The sequence below is a fragment of the Mycobacterium asiaticum genome (genome assembly GCF_001673365.1).
GTDB classification, from domain to species: domain Bacteria; phylum Actinomycetota; class Actinomycetes; order Mycobacteriales; family Mycobacteriaceae; genus Mycobacterium; species Mycobacterium asiaticum_A.
In genome coordinates, this window is the sequence record NZ_LZLS01000182.1 from 1 (window position 1) to 20085 (window position 20085).

Sequence of the window (20085 nt, forward strand, 5' to 3'; positions counted from 1 at the left end):
CTCGCGGCCCGGCGGCCTCTCATCTACTCGACTCCCCCCCCACCAGCCCTGCTCCCGCGCCCTCCCCCCCCCCCGGGCCCCCGCGACCCTTTCACAGTTGGAACACAGGGATGTCATAGCGTCGGCCTAGTCGCTCGCGGATACTGGAACCCGTGGCGGCTCCCAGAACCTCCGTTGAGCGCGTGGTCATGTGCCGCGCTGACGGCGAACCGGTCACCGTGCTGGTGGTCGACGACGAACCCGTTCTCGCAGAGATGGTCTCGATGGCGCTGCGCTACGAGGGCTGGAACATCGCCACCGCCGGAGACGGTGCGTCAGCGATCGCCACCGCGCGTACCGAGCGCCCGGACGTCGTCGTCCTGGACGTGATGCTGCCCGACATGAGCGGGCTCGACGTCTTGCACAAACTGCGTCAAGACAATCCGCGGCTGCCCGTCTTGCTGCTGACCGCCAAAGACGCCGTGGAAGACCGTATCGCCGGATTGACCGCTGGCGGTGACGATTACGTCACCAAGCCGTTCAGCATCGAGGAAGTCGTGCTGCGGTTGCGTGCGCTGCTGCGGCGCACCGGAGTCACCACCGTCGATAGCGGCGCGCAACTGGTCGTCGGTGATCTGGTTCTCGACGAAGACAGCCACGAAGTCACCCGGGCGGGTGAACCAATCGCGTTGACCTCCACCGAATTCGAGCTGCTGCGCTTCATGATGCGCAACGCCAAGCGGGTGCTGAGCAAGGCCCAAATCCTGGACCGCGTCTGGAGTTACGACTTTGGCGGCCGCTCCAACATCGTCGAGCTCTACATTTCTTACCTGCGCAAGAAGATCGACAACGGTCGTGAACCCATGATTCATACGCTGCGCGGCGCGGGCTATGTCCTCAAGCCGGCGCGTTAGGCGGCCAGGCGTCTGGTCGCTGCGCCTGCGGCTGTTGGTCGGCCAGATCGCTGTGCTGGCCCTGGTGTGCGTCGGCATCACGGCGGCAACCGAATTGGCGTTGCGCCATCATCTGCTGGCCCAGCTCGATAGCCAGCTCAGCGGCACCAGTTACCGCTCGTCCCTGTTGTATCCCGAACCGCGCCGACACGAGCCGCGCGTGCCGAAGACGGGACCCGGCCCGAGGTTCCTAGACGCACCAGGCCAACCGGCCGGCATGGTCGCTGCCGTGGTCAGCGACGGCGAGACGGTGGACGCCGGCTATCTGACCAGCAGTGGCGCGCGGGCCGCACTCACCCCCACCGCCCAACACCAGCTCGAGCAGATCGCCGGCAGCCGATCTCCGGTGACGTTGAATCTCGACGGTCTGGGCCGCTACCGCGTCGTCGCCGCTCCGAGCCGCAACCGCGCCGACGTGATCGTCACCGGCCTGTCGATGTCCAACATCGACGCCACCGAACTGCGAATGCTGCTCATCTTCGGCGTCGTCACCGTGATCGCCTTGGTTGCCGCAACCACCGCGGGGGCGGTGATCATCCGGCGGGCGTTGGCTCCATTGCGTCGAGTTGCGCAAACGGCAACCGAAGTCGTCGATCTGCCGCTGGATCGCGGCGAGGTCGAGTTGCCGGTCCGGGTTCCCGAACCTGATGCGAATCCGGACACCGAGGTGGGCCAACTCGGGTCGGCGGTCAACCGGATGTTGGATCACATCGCGGCCGCACTGTCGACCCGCCAGGCCAGCGAGACCCGGGTCCGCCAATTCGTCGCCGACGCCAGTCACGAACTGCGCACTCCGTTGGCGGCGATACGCGGTTACACCGAGCTGGCGCAACGGATGGGTGACGATCGTGAGGCGGTCGCGCACGCCATGAGCCGGGTGGCGTCCGAGACCGAGCGGATAACCCGGCTCGTCGAGGATTTGCTGTTGCTGGCCCGGCTGGATTCCGGCCGGCCCCTTGAGCGCGAGCCGGTGGACCTGTCCCGGCTCGCTGTGGACGGGGTCAGCGACGCGCACATCGCCGGTCCGGATCACCAGTGGGAGCTCGACCTGCCTCCCGAACCCGTGGTGGTCACCGGCGACGAGGCACGATTGCAGCAGGTGATGGCCAACCTTCTTGCCAACGCCCGCATCCACTCTGGAACCGGCAGCGTCGTCACCACGCGGCTCAGCGCCGAACCAACCCATGTCCTGCTGCAGGTGATCGACAACGGACCGGGGATACCGGCAGCGCAGCAATCGGAAGTATTCGGGCGATTTGTGCGCGGCGACACCTCACGCTCGCGTCGAGGCGGCAGCACCGGGCTGGGGCTGGCCATCGTCTCGGCCGTCGTCAAGGCGCACAACGGGACGATCAGCATCAATAGCGCACCCGGTCACACCGAGTTCGCGGTGCGGCTGCCGTCAAACGGGTGGCAACCGCCCGCGCTCTCGGGTTGAGATGTCAGGCTAGGAGCAGGTGACGTCGATTTCGAACGTCTTGTTCACCGGCGTCATCGGGTTGGCAGCGTCGATGCCGGTGGCGGTTCCGGTGATCTTGTACGCGTTGCCGTTCTTGGTCGCTTCGGCCTTGCCCTGTCCGGTGCCGGACGTGTAGCCCAGTGCCGTGCCGTTGACGTTGCCCAGTGCAACCGACTTGACCTCGGGCGGGCTGGCGTCGGTGAGCACGGCGGCGATGCCGGCGGCCTGACCGCCGATCGCGATGTTGACGTTGCCGGCCACCGTGGTGCAGACGGTCGAGCCGGTGACGTGCTGGTCCTGCCCGTCGATGATGACTTTTGTCCCGGAAGCGCCGCCGCCTCCGCTGGATGCCGATGTGGCTGCGCTCGAGGACCCGCTGCCTGAGCTCGTCTTCTTGTCCGAACATCCAGAAAGACCCACGACCAGAATGGCCGCTCCGGCTACCGCGACCGTCAGTCCACGCTTCACCTGTGCTCCTTTGCCCAATGGATCGGTCCGTCGTCAGTGCGGACCGCCTCGGCAGTATGCGCGGAAAATGGACTGAATGGCTAGGGCGAACGAAAAATTAATTTCGACTTCGTTAACTCAGCGGCTCGCGTTGGTGGCAAGGTAGGCCCGGTGGACCACAAACCTCCTACCGCAGTAATCGAGTCAACGCACGGCCAGCATTCGTTACCACTGTCTGACACAAGGGATTTCGACGACGCCGACCGCGGCTTCATCGCCGCGCTGTCCCCGTGCGTCATCAAGGCGGCCGACGGCCGCGTGGTGTGGGACAACGACGTGTATTCATTCTTGGACGGGCCGGCCCCGACATCGGTACACCCCAGCCTGTGGCGACAGTCGACGCTGGCGGCCAAGCAGGGTCTCTACGAAGTGGTGCCCGGCATCTATCAGGTCCGCGGTTTCGACATCTCCAACATCAGCTTCGTCGAGGGCGACACCGGGGTGATCGTCATCGACCCGTTGGTGTCCACCGAAGTGGCGGCCGCCGCCCTTGAGTTTTATCGCACCCATCGTGGTGGTGACCGTCCCGTCGTCGCGGTGATCTACACCCACAGCCACGTCGACCATTTCGGCGGCGTGCTCGGCGTCACGTCACAGGCCGACGTCGACGCCGGCAAGGTGGCGGTACTGGCGCCGGAAGGTTTTACCGCACACGCGGTGCAGGAGAACGTGTATGCCGGTCCGGCGATGTTGCGCCGCGCGACCTACATGTACGGAAATCGGTTGACGCCCGGCCCGCAGGAGCAGGTCGGTTGCGGACTCGGGCAGATCGCGTCGATGGGCGAGGTCGCGCTCATCGTTCCGACCGTGGACATCCGGGAGACGGGGGAGACCCACACGATCGACGGCGTCGAGATCGAGTTCCAGATGGCGCCCGGCACCGAGGCGCCGGCCGAGATGCATTTCTATTTCCCGCAATTCCGCGCCCTGTGTATGGCCGAAAACGCAACTCACAACCTGCATAACCTGCTGACGCTGCGCGGCGCGTTAGTGCGCGACCCGCACGCCTGGTCGGGGTACCTCACCGAGGCGATCGACGCCTTCGCCGATCGCGCCGACGTGGTGTTCGCCTCCCACCACTGGCCGACGTGGGGGCACGATCGCATTGTCGAATTCCTGTCCCTGCAACGGGATCTGTACGCCTACCTGCACGACCAGACGCTGCGGCTGCTCAACCAGGGCCATACGGGTGTGGAGATCGCCGAAATGTTCCAGCTACCACCGGCTTTGGACCAGGCCTGGCATGCGCGCGGGTACTACGGATCGGTCAGTCACAACGTGAAGGCCGTTTACCAGCGCTACATGGGCTGGTTCGACGGCAACCCGGGCCGGCTTTGGCCGCACCCGCCCGAGGCGCTTGCCCCCCGCTACGTGGAGGCGCTCGGTGGGATGGATCGGGTGGTCGAATTGGCCCGGTCGGCCTTCGAGTCCGGCGATTTCCGTTGGGCCGCAACCCTGCTCGACCATGCCATGTTCACCGACGAACACCACGCGGCCGCGCGTGAGCTGTACGCGGATACGTTGGAGCAATTGGGTTATGGCGCCGAGAACGCCACCTGGCGGAACTTCTTCATGAGTGGTGCCGCGGAATTGCGGCTCGGCAACTTCGGCACCGCCGGGCAGGTCACCTCGCCGACCCTGATGGCACAGTTGACACCCGAGCAGGTGTTCGACGGCCTGGCCATCTCAGTGAACGGACCCCGCAGCTGGGATCTGGACATCGCCATCGACGTGACGTTCGAAGATCTGCAGACCAACTACCGGCTGGCGCTGCGTAATGGTGTGCTGGTACACCGGCGCACTGCCGCCGACCCGGACACCGCGACGGTTACGGTCAAGTTGACCAACAAGTTTCGGCTGTTGCTCGTGGCCGCCGGCGATTTCACCTCACCGGGGCTGGAACTGTCCGGTGACCAGGCGGCGCTGCAGTCGCTGATCGCGGTGCTCGACCGGCCCAACCCCAACTTCAACATCGTCACCCCTTGAGCGCCACCTCAGGTGACGTCGATGATCACCTTGCCGAGCACCTTGCGGTCGGCAACATAGCGCAGCGCCGCGGCGGTCTCGGCCAACGGGAATCGCGCGCCGATGTACGGACGGATCTTGCCTTCGGCGAACAACTTTGACAGCTCGGCGATGTCGCGCGTGCATTCCTGAGGGTAGTCGTCCATGAAGGTGCGGATCTCCATGCCGCGGACGGTGATGTTCTTCAGCATCACCAGGTTGAGCGGAATCGCGGGGATGGAGCCTGCGGCGTAGCCGAGGGTGACGAACGTTCCGCCGCGGGCCAGACCGCGCAGCGCCGGCTCGGCATATTGCCCGCCAACGGGATCGAGGACGACGCGGGCGCGGTCGCCGGTGAGTTCACGGATGCGTAGCTTGAGGTCCTCGTTGTCGTAGTCGACGGTGGCTTCGGCACCGCGCTGACGGCACAGCTCCAGCTTGTCCGGGCTGGATGCCGCCGCCAGCACCCGCGCCCCCATCGCCACCGCCAAATCGACCGCCGCCAAACCGACTCCACCGGCCGCGCCCAGCACCACTACCCAGTCGCCGGCCGCGACGCCCGCCACCGAACGCAACGAGTGGTAGGCGGTGCGGTACGTCACCCCGAACGCGGCGGCGGACGCGAAGTCGACACCGTCGGGTATCGGTGCCCCAGTGGTCGCATCCAGCAGCGCCAGTTCGGCGAAGGCTCCAAAGGTGGTCCCGAACACCCGCTGACCGGTGCTGAACGCGGCGCCCTCGCCGACGGCCACCACCTCGCCCGCGATCTCGTTGCCCGGGGTGAACGGCGGCGGGATCTTGATCTGGTACTTGCCGGCGACGAACAATACGTCAGGAAAATTCACCGCCGCGGCATGCACCCGCACCAGCGCCTGACCCGGTGCCGGGACCGGGTCGGCAACCTCGGCCAGCACCAGGTCCTCGGGTGGACCGTAGGCATTACAGACGATCGCGCGCATTACTGACCCCCAGCCCGAGCAGGCAGAATCTCACCAGATGCTCGATGTCTCTGCGGCCGGGACGGTCGGCCGACCCCACGTATCGTCGCATCATCGCGACGGTGCAACCGTAGACCGCCTCCACGTCCCGATCGACGTCGGCGCTCCCTAATGCGGTCACCGGTTCGGTCAGCAGATCACGCAGCGGCAGCATCATTTCCCGGTCTGCGGCATGCCAGTTCGACATCTGTCCGGCGGCCGCGCGACTCATGCTGATCAAGTGCGGGTCGGCGACCTGTGCCAGAGTGCCCTCGATCCAGCACGCGATCTTGCCGTCCGGGCTCGACGCCTTGCCCATCTGATGCTGTAGGTAGGACACCACTATCGCCACGCCGCGCTCCATCACGGCCAGGATCAATTCGTCCTTGCCGGCGAAATAGCGGTAGAAAGCCTTGTTCGACGTACTGGCCTCGGCGACGATGTCGCTGACCCGGGGCGGCTCGGGGGCAACGCGCTCCATCACCCGCACTGCGGCCGCCAGGATGCGTTCCACCTCCTCGGTGGCCTCGCGCTGCCGGTCGTCGAGGGCGCGCTCGACGGCTGCCGTAACTCTGTTGGTCATGACTAATCAGGCAGGGCCGGAACACGATTGACGAGGTCGCCGTACTTCTTGCGGGCTGCCTCGCGGCGGATTTCCAGCATTTCACTGGGCCAGTCGCCGTCTTCGGCTTCGTAGCTCTTGAGCAGCATGCGCGCCAGGTTGACCTTGTGCGCCTCGGTCGGTCCGTCGGCCAAGCCGAGCGCGATACCGCCAAGCAACATGTTGACCAACGGAAGCTGATCGCTGAGCCCAAGCGCTCCGTGCACCTGAATCGCCCGCAGCGCAATGGACTTGAGCACCTGGGACGCCAATATCTTGCAGACACCGATTTCGGCGCGGGCGGCGCGTTCGTCGCCCTGGTCGATCAGCCACGCGGCGTGCAGTACCGTCAGGCGAAACGGCACCAACTCGGTGTGCGAGTCGGCCACGAACTCCTGCACCAACTGCTTGTCGGCTAGCGAGCTGCCTTGCGTGAAACGGCTTTTCGCGCGCCGCGACATCATCTCGACGGCACGTTGGGCCAGCCCGATAGCGCGCATCGCATGGTGCAGTCGCCCACCGGCAAGTCGAGTCTGCAGAATCAGGAAGCCCTGGCCGGGCTCCCCAAGCAGCGCGTCCGAACCCACCCGCACGTCGTCGTAGCGAACCAGCGAATGCCCCGGTTCGTGCGGGTCGGCACCGACCAGGTGGTGATTGGCTTCGATGACCAGGCCAGGAGTGCCCGCCGGGATCAGGAAGGTCGAAGCGCCGTGGTGGACCGGCACGTCTGGGTCCGTGACAGCGACGACGATGAAGAACGACGCGACGGAGGCGTTGGAAGAAAAGAACTTTCGCCCGGTGATCACCCAATCGTCGCCGTCGCGCACCGCACGTGTGGTGAACACCCGTGGGTCGGCACCGCCCTGCGGTTCGGTCATGGAGAAACAGGAGAAGATCTCCCCGGAGAGTAACCCGGACAGGTAGCGGTCCTTTTGTTCGTCAGTGCCGAAGCGGGCCAGGATCTCCGCGTTGCCGGTATCCGGTGCTTGGGTCCCGAATACTATTGGCGCCCAGGGGCTGCGCCCCAGAATCTCGTTGATCAGGGTCAGCTTCACCGCGCCAAAGCCCTGCCCGCCGAGTTCGGGACCCAAGTGTGGCGCCCAGAGACCCTGATCGCGCACCTGCTGTTTGAGCGGGTCGACGATGCGGCGGCGCTCGTCATCCAGGGGCAGAAATTCGCAGCCGGGGAAGAGCACCTCGAGCGGCTCCACCTCGTCGCGGACGAACTCGCGCACCCACTGCAGCTTCTTCTCGAACTCCGGATCGGTGGAAAAGTCCCATGCCATCGAATCGCTCCTGCCTATTAGGCCTACTAGGGAATACCGCCGTCGGCCCGCACGATCGAGCCGGTGGTGAAACTGGATGCGTCGGACGCGAGAAACAGTGCGGCACCAACGATCTCGACCGGGTTTCCGGCCCGCTTCAGGGACAGGTGCCCGAACATGTCGGTTTCGCGTTCCTCGAGGTTCCAGGCCTTGCTGACGTCGGTCAGGAACGGGCCGGCCATAAGCGTGTTGACGCGCACGGCAGGTCCGAAGGCACGGGCGAAACCTTCGGTCATGGCATTGAGCCCGGCCTTGGCCGCCGCGTAGGGGACGATATCTGGGCTGGGACGAAGTGAGCCGGACGAACTCACGTTGATGATCGAGCCGCTGCCGGCCGCCGCCATCCGTTCGCCCACTAGCGCCGAAAGCCTGAATGGCCCTTTGAGATTCAGATTGAAGACCGAGTCGTACAGCTTTTCGGTGACGTCGGACAACTTGCCGTACAGCGGGGACATGCCGGCATTGTTGATCAACGTGTCGACTTTGCCGAAGGCGTCATATGTCGCCTCCACCAACCCGTCGAGTTGATCCCATCGGCCAACGTGAACCTGATACGGCATGGCGGTGCGGCCGGTCTCGGTCTCGATCTCCTTGGCAACAGCAACGCAGTTGTCGATGTTGCGGCTGGCGATCACGACATCGGCCCCGCAGCGGGCCATCCCGAACGCCATCTCGCGGCCCAGCCCGCGGCTGCCGCCGGTGATCAACACCACGCGATCGGTGAGGTCGAAAAGTTGGTCAGCATAACCCATTTCAGCCTGCCTCGGTTGCCCGCTTGGCTGCGGTAGCGATGAGCTGGGGGATCATCGCGCCAAACGCATCCTTGATTTTCGGATCGACGCGGCCGGTCCGCACGCCGGCAGCATACGTCTTTTCCAACACGATCCCTAGTTTCCAATTCGCCAAAACCAGGTAATAGTCGATGTTTTCGGTAGACAGGCCGCTGACCGACTCGTAATGCGCAAGCAATTCGCGGCGTTTGGGCATGCCAGCCATGTCCAGATAGAACCCGTCGGCACGCGGCTCCTCACCGTCGTAGCCCAGCAGCGCCCAGGCCAGGTCCAACAGCGGATCTCCGACCGTGGTCATCTCCCAGTCCACAATCGCGGCCAGCCGCGCCGGTGCCCCGTGCGCGAACATGACGTTGGCAAACTGGTAGTCGCCGTGCATGATCCCGGCCGTGTAGTGCGCGGGCCGGTTGCGGCGCAACCAATCCGCCGCCACGTCCAGGCCGGGCAACTCGCGCACCTTGAAGGCGTCGAGGAAGGCCAGCCAGCGGTCGACCTGCCGTTCGTGGAAGCCGTCGGGTCGGCCGAAGCCGTCGAGGCCCTGGGCGCGCCAGTCCACCCGACCCAGTTTGGCGGCACCCTCCACTAGCTGAAAGGCCAATTCGCGTCGGGACGCAAGGTCGGTGTCAAACGGTGGGCGCCAGCCGCCGTCCATGGGGCTCCACCCGTCGATCGCGTGCATCACGTAGAACGGCAATCCCAGCACCGAGCCGGTCTCGTCGGCCGCGATCAAATCGGCGTGCGGCACGTCGGTGCCGGACAACGCCCTTACCAGTCGGATCTCGCGCAGCAGTCCGTCGATCCGCGCGGCGTCGGCGCGCGGACCCGGCATTCGCAGCACCATCCGTTCCGGTCCCCGTCGGATCAGGTAGAGGGTGTTCTGCGAGCCGCCGCTGAGCTGTTCGAGCGCTGGCTCCTCGCCGCTGCCCGGTGCGTCGTTCGCGTCGAGCCAACGTCTGAGGACACCGGCATCTAATTCAGTAGTCACCCTGTGCGCACACCCCGCTCTCCGCTCAGAGAATAGCATTCTCCGAAGCTCGGCGAACGACTCGAAAATCGCGCGTGCAAGGCTTGGCGCATGCAACTGCTTCTGATCCGGCACGCACTGCCAATGCGCAGCGAGCACGGTGAAGGCTCCGATCCTGAGCTCTCGGAGGACGGCCTGCAGCAAATCGCGCGCTTGCCCGATGCGCTGGCGCGGTTCCCGATATCCCGGGTGGTCAGCAGCCCGCAGCGCCGCGCTATTCAAACCGGCGAACCGGTGGCCCAGGCTCGCGGGCTGAGCATCGAAGTCGACGACCGGTTGGCCGAGTACGACCGGGATCTGAAGTCCTACATTCCGGTCGAACAGATCCGAAACGAGTTTCCCGAGGAATGGGCGCGCATGGCGCAGGGGCACCTGCCCAGCGCCGTGGACGAGGACGCGTTTCGCGCGCGGGTGCGCGCCGCGGTTGACGACCTGGTCAGGGCCGCAGACCCTGATGAGACGATCGCCGCGTTCAGTCACGGCGGAGTGATCAACGTGGTGTTGCACGAGATCCTGGGCACCTCCCGGCTGCTGTCGTTTCCCATCGACTACGCCTCGATCACCCGGCTGTTGTTCTCCCGGACCGGCCAAGCCACGGTGGCGACGGTCAACGCCACCGAACATGTGTGGGACCTGCTGCCCCGGAATCAACGGTGGTAGTTCATCGGTGGTAAACAAGTTCGGTGACCTCGACTGACCGACTCAACGGGCTCGACCTGCCCGCGTTGGACGCATATCTGCGTTCGCTCGGCATCGAACGCGACGGCGAGCTACGCGGCGAGTTCATCTCCGGTGGCCGTTCGAATCTGACCTTCCGCGTTTATGACGACGCGACGAGTTGGCTGGTGCGGCGCCCGCCGCTGCACGGGCTGACGCCCTCGGCGCACGACATGAGCCGTGAGTTCAAGGTTGTGGCCGCGCTGCAGGACACTGCCGTGCCGGTGGCGCGCACGATCGCGTTGTGCGACGACGCTTCGGTGCTGGGCGGCCCGTTCCAGATCGTCGAATTCGTTGCGGGACGGGTGGTGCGTCGGCGCGCCGAGTTGGAATCGCTGGGCCGCCGCGCCATCGACGGCTGCGTCGACGCGCTGATCCGGGTACTCGTCGACCTGCACAGCATCGACCCGGAATCGGTGGGGTTGAGCGACTTCGGAAAGCCCAACGGCTATCTGGAACGTCAGGTGCGGCGGTGGGGCTCACAGTGGGAGTTGGTCCGGCTGCCCGACGATCGCCGCGACGACGACGTGATGCGATTGCATTCGGCTCTGCAGCAAGCCGTTCCGCAGCAAAGCCGCACGTCGATCGTGCATGGCGACTACCGGATCGACAACACCATCCTGGACGCCGACGATCCGACCAAGGTGCGCGCCGTCGTGGACTGGGAACTTTCCACGCTCGGCGACCCGATCAGCGATGCCGCTCTGATGTGCGTCTACCGCGATCCGGCGCTGGATCTGATCATCGATACGCAGGCCGCATGGACCTCGCCGCTGCTGCCGTCGGCCGACGAACTGGCCGACCGGTATTCACTGGTCTCCGGGCAACCGCTGGGCCAGTGGGAGTTCTACATGGCGTTGGCGTATTTCAAGCTCGCCATCATCGCCGCGGGGATCGATTTCCGTCGTCGCATGTCAGAACAGGCCGACGGCGCAGAAGACTCGATCGACGACGCGACCGACGTGGTCGCGCCGCTGATCTCTCGCGGACTTGCAGAGATCGCCAAGCTGGGGGCTTGAGTGTGCGTCTGCGGCTTTGACTGTGCGGCCACGGCGGCGCCCGGACGATTTTCCCGCCATGTGCGCACACTCAAAGCCGGGAGTGCACTCGCGGCGGACGGGACCAAAAGCTAGCGGACCGCGGCCGCGAGGTTCTTCTTTGCCGCCCGGCGCAACTGCACCATCCGCGCTGTGCCCACCGCAACGGTGATCAGCCCGCCACCAATCGCGGCCACCAGCATGGCCACCCCCAATGGCAGTGTCCACCGCCAGCCCAGGAAGGCGAACGAGGCCGAGGACATGTTCTGGGTGATGAACACCAACAGCAGGATCAGTATCAGAAAGCCACCCGTCAACGCGCCCCACAGGGCGCCGGCTCGGGTGAAGGTGGAGGCCCGGTCCTTGGGCGCCGGGCGGGACCGCTCCTCTGGTGTCTTGGGACGTGCCTGGGGAGACGGCACGGGCTCATCGGCGGACGAAGGCGAGCCAGAAGGTTTGCTGCTCATAACTCCATCTTTCTCCCATCCCGGGCCGAATCAAACCAAACCACGCGGGAAACTCATAGCTTGCTTCGCTGCGACGGTGTTCGTCGCCGGATAGTGTCTGCAAAGTGAGGATGCTGCGGCGCGCGGCGGTCTGTTTGGTGGTGTGCCTGGTTGCGGCGTGCGGCAACCCCGATCCGTTCGGCTCGGCCAGCGGCGGGCCGAAATCCATCGTGGTCGGCTCGGGCGACTTCCCGGAATCGGTGATCATCGCCGAGATCTACGCGCAGGCGTTGCAGGCCAACGGCTTCGATGTCGGCCGGCGCATGGGGATCGGCAGCCGTGAGACGTATATCCCGGCGCTCAAAGACCATTCCATAGACCTAGTGCCGGAGTACATCGGCAATTTGCTGCTCTACTTCGAGCCCAACTCCACGGCCACCATGCTCGACAACGTGGAATTGGAACTCTATAAGCGGCTCCCGGGTGACCTGTCGATCCTGACGCCGTCACCAGCTTCCGATACCGACACCGTCACCGTCACCAGTGCCACGGCGGCCAGGTGGGGGCTCAAGACCATTGGCGACCTGGCTGCGCATTCTGCTGAGGTCCGGTTCGCTGCACCCTCGGCTTTTACCACCCGGCCGTCCGGGCTGCCCGGGCTGCGGCAGAAGTACGGCCTACAGATCAGCCCCGGCAATTTCATAACTATCAACGACGGCGGCGGACCGGTTACGGTGCGGGCGCTGGTCGAGGGAAATGCCACCGCCGCCAACATCTTCAGCACTTCGCCCGCGGTCGTGCAGAACCATTTGACGGTGCTGGAGGATCCCGAACACAATTTTCTGGCCGGCAACATTGTGCCGCTGGTGAATTCGCAGAAGAAGTCGGACCGTCTCAAAGATGTGCTGGACGCGGTGTCGGCCAAGCTCACCACCGAGAACGTCGCCGAACTCAACGCCGCGGTATCGGGCAACGGCGGTCTCGATCCCGACCAGGCGGCCCGGAAATGGGTGCACGACAACGGGTTCGATCATCCGGTCGGGCAGTGACGTGATCAGCTTCGATGACGTCAGCAAGGTCTTTCCCAGCGGTGCCAGAGCCGTAGACGGATTGAGTCTTGATGTCCCCCAAGGGAAATTGACCGTCTTCGTCGGATCCTCCGGGAGCGGCAAGACCACAGCGCTGCGGATGATCAACCGGATGGTCGATCCCACCTCGGGCACCATCACCGTCGACGGCAAGAACGTGTTGAATGTGGACCCGGTGCAGTTGCGTCGCGGTATCGGCTATGTCATTCAGAACGCGGGGCTGATGCCGCACCAACGTGTCATCGACAACATCGCGACGGTGCCGGTACTCAAGGGCCAGTCGCGCCGCGCAGCACGCAGTGCCGCCTACGAAATTCTCGAACTAGTCGGGCTGAATGCCAAGCTCGCGAAGCGTTACCCGGCGCAACTGTCCGGCGGCGAACAGCAGCGGGTCGGAGTGGCCAGAGCGCTGGCGGCCGATCCGCCAATTCTGTTGATGGACGAGGCTTTTTCGGCTGTCGATCCCGTCGTCCGGCACACCCTGCAGAACGAAATACTGCGGCTGCAAAGCGAATTGCATAAAACCATCGTCTTCGTCACCCACGACATCGACGAGGCGCTGCGGTTGGCGGATCAAGTCGCCGTGTTCGGGCCCGGCGGTGTTCTGCAGCAATACGACGCCCCGGCGCAATTACTTGCGCGCCCGGCCAACGATTTCGTAGCCAGATTCATCGGGCTCGGCCGCGGCTATCGTTGGCTGCAGTTGATTACGGCCGAGCTACCGCTGCACGACATCGAGCGGCTGGCCGCATCGGCCTTGGACAATAAGCAACTCTCAGATGGCTGGGCACTGCTGGTCGATGACGACGGCGCGCCGCTGGGCTGGATCGACGCTGACGGGCTGCGCCGGCACCGCGGGGGCGAACCGCTGGAAGAGATCGTCACGGGCGTCGGATCGGTGTTCCATCTCGGCGGCAATCTCAGCCAGGCGCTGGACGCGGCGCTGTCATCGCCGTCGTCGGTGGGGGTCGCCGTGGACCGCGCGAACCGGGTGATCGGGGGCATTGTGGCCACCGACGTGCTGGCCGCAGTCGAAGCCCGGCGGCAAACCTGATGCACTACCTGCTGACCCATCTGGACACCGCGTGGGCCCTGACGCTCATTCACTTGCGGCTGTCGCTGATTCCGGTCGTGATCGGGTTGGCTGTCGCGGTACCGCTCGGGCTGCTGGTGCAGCGCGCTCCGCTACTGCGCCGGCTCACCACTGCGACGGCCAGCGTGGTCTTCACAATCCCGTCGCTGGCGCTGTTCGTGGTGCTGCCGCTGATCATCGGGACCCGAATCCTCGACGAGGCCAACGTCATCGTCGCGCTGAGTGCCTACACCACCGCGCTGATGGTGCGCGCGGTACTCGAAGCCCTGGACGCGGTACCGGCGACCGTGCGGGAGGCGGCCGTCGCTGTCGGTTACGGGCCATTGGCCCGGATGCTCAAAGTCGAATTGCCGCTCTCGATTCCGGTACTGGTCGCCGGGTTGCGTGTGGTCGTGGTGACCAACATCGCGATGGTCTCGGTCGGTTCGGTGATCGGGATCGGCGGCTTGGGTACCTGGTTCACCTCCGGTTTTCAGATGAACAAGAGCGATCAGATCGTCGCCGGCATCATCGCGATGTTCGCGCTGGCGGTGGTGATCGACACGCTGATCAGCGTCGCCGGTCGCCTGGCCACGCCGTGGCAGCGCAGCCGGGGAATTCGATCCTCGCTGGTGGGCGGGGCCCGATGAGCTTCGTCGAACAGGCCCTGTCTTACCTGATGACCGCGAGCAACTGGACCGGTCCCGCCGGTCTGGGTGCCCGCACCTGCGAGCACTTGGAGTACACCGCGCTGGCGGTGGCGGCGTCAGCGGTAATCGCCGTGCCGCTCGGGCTGGTCATCGGGCACACCGGTCGCGGCCAGTTGCTGGCGGTGGGCGCGGTCAACGGGTTGCGCGCGCTGCCGACGCTGGGCGTTTTGCTGCTGGGCGTATTGCTTTACGGGTTGGGTCTGGGTCCGCCGATCGTGGCACTGATGCTGCTTGGCATCCCGTCCCTGCTGGCCGGCACCTATGCGGGGATCGCCAGCGTCGACCGGTTGGTGGTCGATGCCGCGCGCGCAGTGGGCATGACCGAATCCCAGGTGCTGTTGCGCGTCGAGGTGCCCAATTCGTTGCCGCTGATCCTGGGTGGTCTGCGTAACGCGACATTGCAGATTGTCGCGACCGCGACGGTGGCGGCCTACGCCAGCCTGGGCGGGTTGGGCCGCTACCTGATCGACGGGATCAAGGAGCGCCAGTTTCACATCGCGTTGGTGGGCGCGCTGATGGTGGCGGCGCTGGCGCTGATCCTGGACGGACTATTGGCGCTCGCAGTGTGGGCCAGTGCGCCGGGTAGCGGGCGGCTGAGCAGGCGAGATCGTCCTCGCGATGTCGCAGTTGATGGTGCAGTTGGGGACAAAGCGTCCGCAAGTGCCCGACACGTCCTACGGTAGAGACGTGACCGCAGCCCCTTCTAACCCGACTGCCAGCGTCTGGCCACAGATGCTGACCTGGCGTGCGCAGGACATCTCGCGCATGGAATCCGTACGAATCCAGTTGTCCGGCAAGCGAATTAAAGCAAATGGCCGAATAGTGGCCGCGGCCACCGCGAACAACCCGGCGTTCGGCGCGTTCTACGAACTGCAGACCGACGAGTCCGGCGCCACCAAGCGGTTCGGGCTGACCGTCACGCTGGCCGAGCGGGAGCGCCAGCTTGCTATCGCACGTGACGAAGAGAACATGTGGTTGATCACCGATCATCAAGGGGAGCGGCGCGCCGGGTTCAACGGCGCCCTGGATGTCGACCTGGTGTTCAGCCCGTTCTTCAACGCGCTGCCGATCCGGCGCGTGGGCATCCATGAACGCGCGGACTCGATCGTGTTGCCGATGGTCTATGTCAACGTGCCGGAGATGACCGTTGACGCGGCCACCGTCAGCTACACCAGCGAAGGCCGGCTGGACGGGATCAAACTGCGCTCGCCAGTGGCCGACACTGTGGTGACGGTCGATGCCGACGGGTTCATTGTCGACTATCCAGGCTTGGCAGAGCGAATCTGATCACACCGCCGGCGCGCCCGGCGGCGGCCAGTTGTTGGCGCCACCCGTTCGCGCCGATGGTGACGGTGACGATGTCCAGGCGCGGGAAACTCTCGTAGCGGGTGCGGGCGGCATGGCCCTCGTCGACGAGATCGGCCACCGAACCGTTGCTGGCCAGCGACTGACTTGCGCGACTGAGCAGCTCGATGATGCGTTCGGTCGCCGGTACCAACTGGGTGGTGTTGGACTCGCACATCGCGCGGACCAGGTCCGGCGCTGTGCCCGCGACCCGGGTGGCATCCCGGAAAGAACCTGCGGCCAGCGCGAATGCCAGCGGGACCTCGGCGGCCGTGATGGCCAGCGCTTCGGCGAGCAGATGCGGCAGGTGCGAGATGGCGGCGGCGGCGGCGTCGTGCTCGTCGGATTTGGCGGGCACCACTACGGCTCCGCAGTCCAGCGCCAACTGCATCACCATTGCCCAGACCTCGGGGTCGACGTGATCATCGACGCTGACCACCCAGGGTGCCCGGTTGAACAACCCGCCGTGCCCGGCCGTCCAGCCCGAATGCGCGGTGCCCGTCATCGGGTGGCCCCCGACGAAGCGGGTCAGCAGACCGGCGGCGACGACCTCGTCCAGCACCGCGGTCTTCACGCTGGTGACGTCGGTCAACGGACAGTTCGGCGCGGTCTCGCGGATGTGGGCAAGCATGTTCGGTAGGGCCGGCATCGGCACGGCCAGCACGATCAGAGCTTCGCTGGCGGCGGCGCGGGCCAGCGTCTCGGTCAGGTCCAGAGAGGCGTCGAAGCCTTCGGACCGGGCACCTTGGGTGCCCTCCACCGAGCGGTTGTAGCCGAAGACTTCCCGGCCCGCTCCGGCAGCGGCCCGCATGATGGAACCGCCGATCAGACCCAGCCCAAGCACGCATACCGGTGTCTTCCCCACCCTGCAAGGTTGGCACAGTTCAACTGGCGGTGGATCGCTCGGTCCGGCTTCATCTGGCGTCATCTGGCTTCATCTGGCCAGGGGCCAGGTCAGGGACTAGCGTAGGCGGCCATGGGAGCACAACGGGCTTCAGCAACAGGCCCGTCCACCGACACTCCGGACGGCTTCGGCGTCGCGGTCGTACGAGAAGAGGGCCGGTGGCGCTGTGCGCCTCTGGGCGCCAAGGCGTTGACGAGTTTGTCGGCCGCCGAGACCGAACTGCGTGAGCTGCGCAGCGCCGGCGCCGTCTTCGGGCTGCTCGATGTCGACGACGAGTTCTTCGTCATTGTGCGGCCAGCCCCATCTGGGACACGGTTGCTGCTGTCGGACGCCACCGCCGCACTGGATTACGACATCGCCGCCGAGGTGCTGGACAATCTGGACGCCGAGATCGATCCCGAAGACCTCGAGGATGCCGACCCGTTCGAAGAGGGTGACCTGGGTTTGCTTTCCGATATCGGGCTGCCCGAAGCCGTGCTCGGGGTGATCCTCGACGAGACCGATCTGTATGCCGACGAGCAGCTGGGCCGCATCGCCCGCGAGATGGGTTTTGCCGACCAGCTCTCGGCGGTGATCGACCGCCTCGGGCGGTGATCAATTCTGACGAAGAGTTAGTTCGTGCCGCGTTAGAGGTGGCTGGTTCGGCTGGCCCGCGCGACGTTCCGATCGGTGCGGTGGTGGTGGGTGCCGACGGCACCGAGTTGGCCCGCGCCGTGAACGCCCGCGAGGCGATCGGTGATCCGACAGCGCACGCGGAGATTCTGGCTTTGCGGGCGGCAGCGTCGGTGTTGGGCGATGGCTGGCGGCTGGAAGGCGCGACGCTGGCGGTGACGGTCGAGCCGTGCACCATGTGCGCCGGGGCGTTGGTGCTGGCCAGGGTCGCGCGCGTGGTGTTCGGCGCTTGGGAGCCGAAGACCGGCGCGGTCGGCTCGCTGTGGGATGTGGTGCGCGATCGTCGGCTCAACCATCGTCCCGAGGTACGCGGCGGAGTGCTCGCTGCCGAGTGCGCCGCGCCGATGGAGGAGTTCTTCGCACGCCAGCGATTGGGGTGAGCGCCGGTTGGTTCGGTAAGCTGCTCGGCGGTGGCGTGTCCGAGCGGCCTAAGGAGCACGCCTCGAAAGCGTGTGACGGCTAAAACCGTCCGAGGGTTCAAATCCCTCCGCCACCGCCAAAGTTTTTCGGGCTTCTGTGCTGTTAGGAGACGCTAGCCGTTCTCTCCGCGCAGTGGCTGGACACGCTTTGGACCCCGTTAGGACATACTCTTACGGTGCGCCGCGCCCAGCGCGTTCCTCACCTTGTCGAGATCGGTATCGAAAGGTCCGCGTACGTCCGCAGCGTCACCTGCGGCTCGTGCCCCAACATCCTGCTGACCGCAAGCACATTGGCCCCGGCACTGATTGCCAGGCTGGCAGTGGCGTGCCTGCAATCGCGCGGGGTGATCGCCCGGATCTTCGCCCGCTTGACCGCCCCGCGAACCACCCTCCGCTGGACTTCAGTCGGGACAAGTACTTAGTGCCGTCGCCGGAAACCAAGTCGTCCGAGCCTCGATCGCAGACCTGCCTCGTAGACTCCGCCATCACGAACTTGAGGACGGTAACCTCGCGCACCGCATCATCTTGGGAACTAGTTGCGACTACTGGATGAATCCGCTGGTTTCACTACTTCTCAAACCAAACTCGAGTTAAATCCCTCCTCAAGGAGGGCCCGGATGGCGCAATTGTTTGCGGTGCTTTTTGTTGTTGGCGTGGTGATCGTAATCGTTCGGGCGGTCTGGAAAATCGTTGTGGTCGTGGGCGTTATCGTCCTGTCGGCCTGGATCGCGTATCGGGTTGGCCGCTACGTCCTGAAAGAGCGGTACTTCCGCAGCGAGAAGTTCCTAGCGCACAAAAACAAGCTGGCATCGGTGGTCGCTGAGCACAACGAGATCGCTGCCTACGTATCGGAGATCCACAGCCAGGGGTCATTCAGTCTGGGCGCATCAGCCAGTGGCACGTACGCGCATCTGGCGACCTTCCAGAACACCAGCCAGCACCAGTACCGGCCGGGATCGGAACGTTGCGAACTACAGCGCGTCGAACGTTCATAATTGCTCGTTGCAGGTCGTCCGCAATGCCAAGGCTGCCCCCGTGAAGTATCTGATGAAATACTTCAGCATCAACGCTGACGAGTCCAGCCTCACCCGCGTGGAGAAGCTGGGTGAGGACGTTGCACGACTCGAAGACGCGATCAGCAACCTCGGGGAGCGCGAAGCCAGCATCACCAAATCGTTCGATCCGCCGACCTTCATATTGAAGCACTACGCGGAGGAATTTATGCAGCACGTCGGTGTCGAATTGTCACCGATCACGGTTCCCTATCCCCTGTATGTGTTCCAGTACGTCAGTGCCGGTGGAAACAGCGGGCAAGAAACCACAATCACACTGAACACCCCGACGATTGACGCGCTCGTAGAGACGATGTCGCAGAAGATTCGGTTCAGGAGGACTGCGGCCGGCCAACGCGCGCTGATGACTTCGAAGCTGCGGAACCTCATCAAATCCCGTGACAATTACACGTGCCGCTCGTGCTCGGTGTCGGTCGCTGCCGAGCCTCATTTGCTTCTGGAAGTCGACCACGTCATCCCGGTCTCAAGGGGGGGCTTATCCACGCCGGAGAATCTGCAGACTCTGTGCTGGCGATGCAATAGGACCAAGTCGAATAAGGTCGCGACGGCCTGACCCTTAGGGGCTGACAACTTGCCGGAGGACAAATCCGCGTATTCACTCGAAATTCGCCTCGGAAAGCGAATGATGCGCGCATGATTCGCGACATGCCCAGTGTCTTTCACCGGCTGCTGCGGCGGTTATCTCTGAGCGAGTCGGCACGCGAGCGGCTGGTGCGCATCACCGCCTGGCTTCTGGTCGCAGTCATTGTGGTGTGGTTGCCATCATCGTTTACTCGCTGACGAAGCGAGTCCCGTCCCTGCCGCGACGCAACTCACCCGACGATCCACTTCGACAACACCACCGCACCGAGCCAGCCGGTCATCTACCAAAATTGCGACGAGGCCCGCGCCGCGGGCCGGGCAACAGAGCAATGATCAATACCTGTGGATGAGCCTCGGCGAGGCGGCCTGAAAGTGGGCGCACCTTCCCGAGGATGATCTTC

Annotated in this window: 24 protein-coding genes and 1 tRNA gene; 16 read left to right on the forward strand and 9 right to left on the reverse strand. The window is 65.0% G+C overall.

Features of this window, described 5'->3' with window-relative positions:
• The first annotated feature begins 188 nt into the window (after nt 1–188).
• Nucleotides 189–893 (forward strand): response regulator transcription factor, encoded by a 705-nt coding sequence (locus A5634_RS19695; RefSeq protein WP_065145725.1) that lies wholly within the window; start codon nt 189–191, stop codon nt 891–893.
• Nucleotides 871–2370: a sensor histidine kinase gene (locus A5634_RS19700; RefSeq protein WP_065145708.1), complete on the forward strand. Its 1500-nt coding sequence runs from the start codon at nt 871–873 to the stop codon at nt 2368–2370. The genes A5634_RS19695 and A5634_RS19700 overlap by 23 nt, the downstream gene beginning before the upstream one ends.
• Before the next feature lie 9 nt (nt 2371–2379).
• Here A5634_RS19700 and A5634_RS19705 read toward each other — a convergent pair whose 3' ends face one another.
• Nucleotides 2380–2859, reverse strand: coding sequence for a lipoprotein LpqH (locus A5634_RS19705; RefSeq protein ID WP_065145709.1), 480 nt, complete (start codon nt 2857–2859; stop codon nt 2380–2382).
• 150 nt (nt 2860–3009) lie between these two features.
• Between A5634_RS19705 and A5634_RS19710 the strand changes: the two genes are divergently transcribed.
• On the forward strand, nt 3010–4884 hold the full coding sequence (locus tag A5634_RS19710) for an alkyl/aryl-sulfatase (RefSeq protein WP_065145710.1): 1875 nt from the start codon (nt 3010–3012) through the stop codon (nt 4882–4884).
• 8 nt (nt 4885–4892) lie between these two features.
• Here the strand turns inward: A5634_RS19710 and A5634_RS19715 are convergent, their stop codons facing one another.
• Genes A5634_RS19715 through A5634_RS19735 form a run of 5 tightly spaced genes read right to left on the reverse strand, consistent with a single transcriptional unit; the run spans nt 4893 to nt 9620 of the window.
• Nucleotides 4893–5861 carry an NADPH:quinone oxidoreductase family protein gene (locus A5634_RS19715; protein ID WP_065145711.1) on the reverse strand — a complete coding sequence of 323 codons (969 nt, stop codon included), beginning with the start codon at nt 5859–5861 and terminating at the stop codon, nt 4893–4895.
• Nucleotides 5842–6462: a TetR/AcrR family transcriptional regulator gene (locus A5634_RS19720; RefSeq protein WP_065145712.1), complete on the reverse strand. Its 621-nt coding sequence runs from the start codon at nt 6460–6462 to the stop codon at nt 5842–5844. The genes A5634_RS19715 and A5634_RS19720 overlap by 20 nt, the downstream gene beginning before the upstream one ends.
• 2 nt (nt 6463–6464) lie before the next feature.
• Nucleotides 6465–7766 (reverse strand): acyl-CoA dehydrogenase family protein, encoded by a 1302-nt coding sequence (locus A5634_RS19725; protein ID WP_065145713.1) that lies wholly within the window; start codon nt 7764–7766, stop codon nt 6465–6467.
• Between the two features lie 26 nt (nt 7767–7792).
• Entirely contained in the window at nt 7793–8557 is a 765-nt protein-coding gene (locus A5634_RS19730; protein WP_065145714.1) for an SDR family NAD(P)-dependent oxidoreductase, read from the reverse strand.
• Between the two features lies 1 nt (nt 8558).
• Complete coding sequence (locus A5634_RS19735) at nt 8559–9620, reverse strand: phosphotransferase family protein (RefSeq protein WP_065145715.1); 1062 nt, start codon at nt 9618–9620, stop codon at nt 8559–8561.
• A 51-nt stretch (nt 9621–9671) separates the two neighbouring features.
• On the opposite strand from A5634_RS19735, the gene A5634_RS19740 reads away from it, so the two are divergent.
• Both A5634_RS19740 and A5634_RS19745 read left to right on the forward strand, forming a co-directional pair.
• Nucleotides 9672–10280 carry a histidine phosphatase family protein gene (locus A5634_RS19740; protein WP_065145716.1) on the forward strand — a complete coding sequence of 203 codons (609 nt, stop codon included), beginning with the start codon at nt 9672–9674 and terminating at the stop codon, nt 10278–10280.
• A gap of 23 nt (nt 10281–10303) precedes the next feature.
• Complete coding sequence (locus tag A5634_RS19745; RefSeq protein WP_065145717.1) at nt 10304–11356, forward strand: phosphotransferase family protein; 1053 nt, start codon at nt 10304–10306, stop codon at nt 11354–11356.
• Nucleotides 11357–11466: 110 nt separating this feature from the next.
• Here the strand turns inward: A5634_RS19745 and A5634_RS19750 are convergent, their stop codons facing one another.
• Nucleotides 11467–11841 (reverse strand): LapA family protein, encoded by a 375-nt coding sequence (locus A5634_RS19750; RefSeq protein ID WP_065145718.1) that lies wholly within the window; start codon nt 11839–11841, stop codon nt 11467–11469.
• A gap of 104 nt (nt 11842–11945) precedes the next feature.
• Between A5634_RS19750 and A5634_RS19755 the strand changes: the two genes are divergently transcribed.
• Genes A5634_RS19755 through A5634_RS19775 form a run of 5 tightly spaced genes read left to right on the forward strand, consistent with a single transcriptional unit; the run spans nt 11946 to nt 15977 of the window.
• Complete coding sequence (locus A5634_RS19755; RefSeq protein ID WP_437339992.1) at nt 11946–12869, forward strand: ABC transporter substrate-binding protein; 924 nt, start codon at nt 11946–11948, stop codon at nt 12867–12869.
• Nucleotide 12870: 1 nt separating this feature from the next.
• Nucleotides 12871–13962 carry an ABC transporter ATP-binding protein gene (locus A5634_RS19760; protein ID WP_065145720.1) on the forward strand — a complete coding sequence of 364 codons (1092 nt, stop codon included), beginning with the start codon at nt 12871–12873 and terminating at the stop codon, nt 13960–13962.
• The gene (locus tag A5634_RS19765; RefSeq protein ID WP_065145721.1) at nt 13962–14630 is read left to right on the forward strand and encodes an ABC transporter permease; all 669 of its coding nucleotides are present in this window, start codon (nt 13962–13964) and stop codon (nt 14628–14630) included. Before A5634_RS19760 ends, A5634_RS19765 begins: the two co-directional genes overlap by 1 nt.
• On the forward strand, nt 14627–15373 hold the full coding sequence (locus A5634_RS19770) for an ABC transporter permease (protein WP_065145722.1): 747 nt from the start codon (nt 14627–14629) through the stop codon (nt 15371–15373). Before A5634_RS19765 ends, A5634_RS19770 begins: the two co-directional genes overlap by 4 nt.
• Before the next feature lie 4 nt (nt 15374–15377).
• A complete protein-coding gene (locus A5634_RS19775) occupies nt 15378–15977 on the forward strand; it encodes a putative glycolipid-binding domain-containing protein (protein ID WP_155769628.1) in 600 nt (199 codons plus the stop codon).
• On the opposite strand, the gene A5634_RS19780 is transcribed toward A5634_RS19775, so the two are convergent.
• Nucleotides 15940–16899, reverse strand: coding sequence for a prephenate dehydrogenase (locus tag A5634_RS19780; RefSeq protein WP_301337118.1), 960 nt, complete (start codon nt 16897–16899; stop codon nt 15940–15942). The genes A5634_RS19775 and A5634_RS19780 overlap by 38 nt on opposite strands.
• A 111-nt stretch (nt 16900–17010) precedes the next feature.
• Here A5634_RS19780 and A5634_RS19785 point away from each other — a divergent pair, with 111 nt between their 5' ends.
• The 3 genes from A5634_RS19785 (at nt 17011) to A5634_RS19795 (ending at nt 18109) form a co-directional block, all read left to right on the forward strand.
• A complete protein-coding gene (locus A5634_RS19785) occupies nt 17011–17532 on the forward strand; it encodes a tRNA adenosine deaminase-associated protein (protein WP_065145724.1) in 522 nt (173 codons plus the stop codon).
• Nucleotides 17532–17990: a nucleoside deaminase gene (locus tag A5634_RS19790; protein WP_065145727.1), complete on the forward strand. Its 459-nt coding sequence runs from the start codon at nt 17532–17534 to the stop codon at nt 17988–17990. The genes A5634_RS19785 and A5634_RS19790 overlap by 1 nt, the downstream gene beginning before the upstream one ends.
• A 29-nt stretch (nt 17991–18019) precedes the next feature.
• A tRNA-Ser gene (locus A5634_RS19795) sits at nt 18020–18109 on the forward strand.
• A gap of 119 nt (nt 18110–18228) precedes the next feature.
• Here the strand turns inward: A5634_RS19795 and A5634_RS19800 are convergent.
• Nucleotides 18229–18417, reverse strand: a complete 189-nt coding sequence (locus A5634_RS19800; protein ID WP_253861770.1) for a tyrosine-type recombinase/integrase — start codon at nt 18415–18417, stop codon at nt 18229–18231.
• A gap of 229 nt (nt 18418–18646) precedes the next feature.
• On the opposite strand from A5634_RS19800, the gene A5634_RS29655 reads away from it, so the two are divergent.
• From A5634_RS29655 to A5634_RS30020, 3 genes are all read left to right on the forward strand, one after another.
• Nucleotides 18647–19024 (forward strand): hypothetical protein, encoded by a 378-nt coding sequence (locus A5634_RS29655; RefSeq protein WP_253861772.1) that lies wholly within the window; start codon nt 18647–18649, stop codon nt 19022–19024.
• Nucleotides 19025–19064: 40 nt separating this feature from the next.
• Nucleotides 19065–19655 carry an HNH endonuclease gene (locus A5634_RS29660; RefSeq protein WP_253861774.1) on the forward strand — a complete coding sequence of 197 codons (591 nt, stop codon included), beginning with the start codon at nt 19065–19067 and terminating at the stop codon, nt 19653–19655.
• A gap of 92 nt (nt 19656–19747) precedes the next feature.
• Nucleotides 19748–19882 (forward strand): hypothetical protein, encoded by a 135-nt coding sequence (locus tag A5634_RS30020; RefSeq protein WP_301337119.1) that lies wholly within the window; start codon nt 19748–19750, stop codon nt 19880–19882.
• Nucleotides 19883–20085 lie beyond the last annotated feature (203 nt).

Excerpts from the sequence above, each read along its gene's own strand:
- A5634_RS19735 (WP_065145715.1), bottom strand. The coding sequence starts at position 9,620 with ATGCTATTCTCTGAGCGGAGAGCGGGGTGTGCGCACAGGGTGACTACT.
- A5634_RS19730 (WP_065145714.1), bottom strand. The coding sequence starts at position 8,557 with ATGGGTTATGCTGACCAACTTTTCGACCTCACCGATCGCGTGGTGTTG.
- A5634_RS19720 (WP_065145712.1), bottom strand. The coding sequence starts at position 6,462 with ATGACCAACAGAGTTACGGCAGCCGTCGAGCGCGCCCTCGACGACCGG.
- A5634_RS19770 (WP_065145722.1), top strand. The coding sequence starts at position 14,627 with ATGAGCTTCGTCGAACAGGCCCTGTCTTACCTGATGACCGCGAGCAAC.
- A5634_RS19700 (WP_065145708.1), top strand. The coding sequence starts at position 871 with ATGTCCTCAAGCCGGCGCGTTAGGCGGCCAGGCGTCTGGTCGCTGCGC.
- A5634_RS29655 (WP_253861772.1), top strand. The coding sequence starts at position 18,647 with ATGGCGCAATTGTTTGCGGTGCTTTTTGTTGTTGGCGTGGTGATCGTA.
- A5634_RS19725 (WP_065145713.1), bottom strand. The coding sequence starts at position 7,766 with ATGGCATGGGACTTTTCCACCGATCCGGAGTTCGAGAAGAAGCTGCAG.
- A5634_RS19740 (WP_065145716.1), top strand. The coding sequence starts at position 9,672 with ATGCAACTGCTTCTGATCCGGCACGCACTGCCAATGCGCAGCGAGCAC.
- A5634_RS19765 (WP_065145721.1), top strand. The coding sequence starts at position 13,962 with ATGCACTACCTGCTGACCCATCTGGACACCGCGTGGGCCCTGACGCTC.
- A5634_RS19785 (WP_065145724.1), top strand. The coding sequence starts at position 17,011 with ATGGGAGCACAACGGGCTTCAGCAACAGGCCCGTCCACCGACACTCCG.
- A5634_RS19695 (WP_065145725.1), top strand. The coding sequence starts at position 189 with ATGTGCCGCGCTGACGGCGAACCGGTCACCGTGCTGGTGGTCGACGAC.
- A5634_RS19750 (WP_065145718.1), bottom strand. The coding sequence starts at position 11,841 with ATGAGCAGCAAACCTTCTGGCTCGCCTTCGTCCGCCGATGAGCCCGTG.
- A5634_RS19715 (WP_065145711.1), bottom strand. The coding sequence starts at position 5,861 with ATGCGCGCGATCGTCTGTAATGCCTACGGTCCACCCGAGGACCTGGTG.
- A5634_RS30020 (WP_301337119.1), top strand. The coding sequence starts at position 19,748 with ATGCCCAGTGTCTTTCACCGGCTGCTGCGGCGGTTATCTCTGAGCGAG.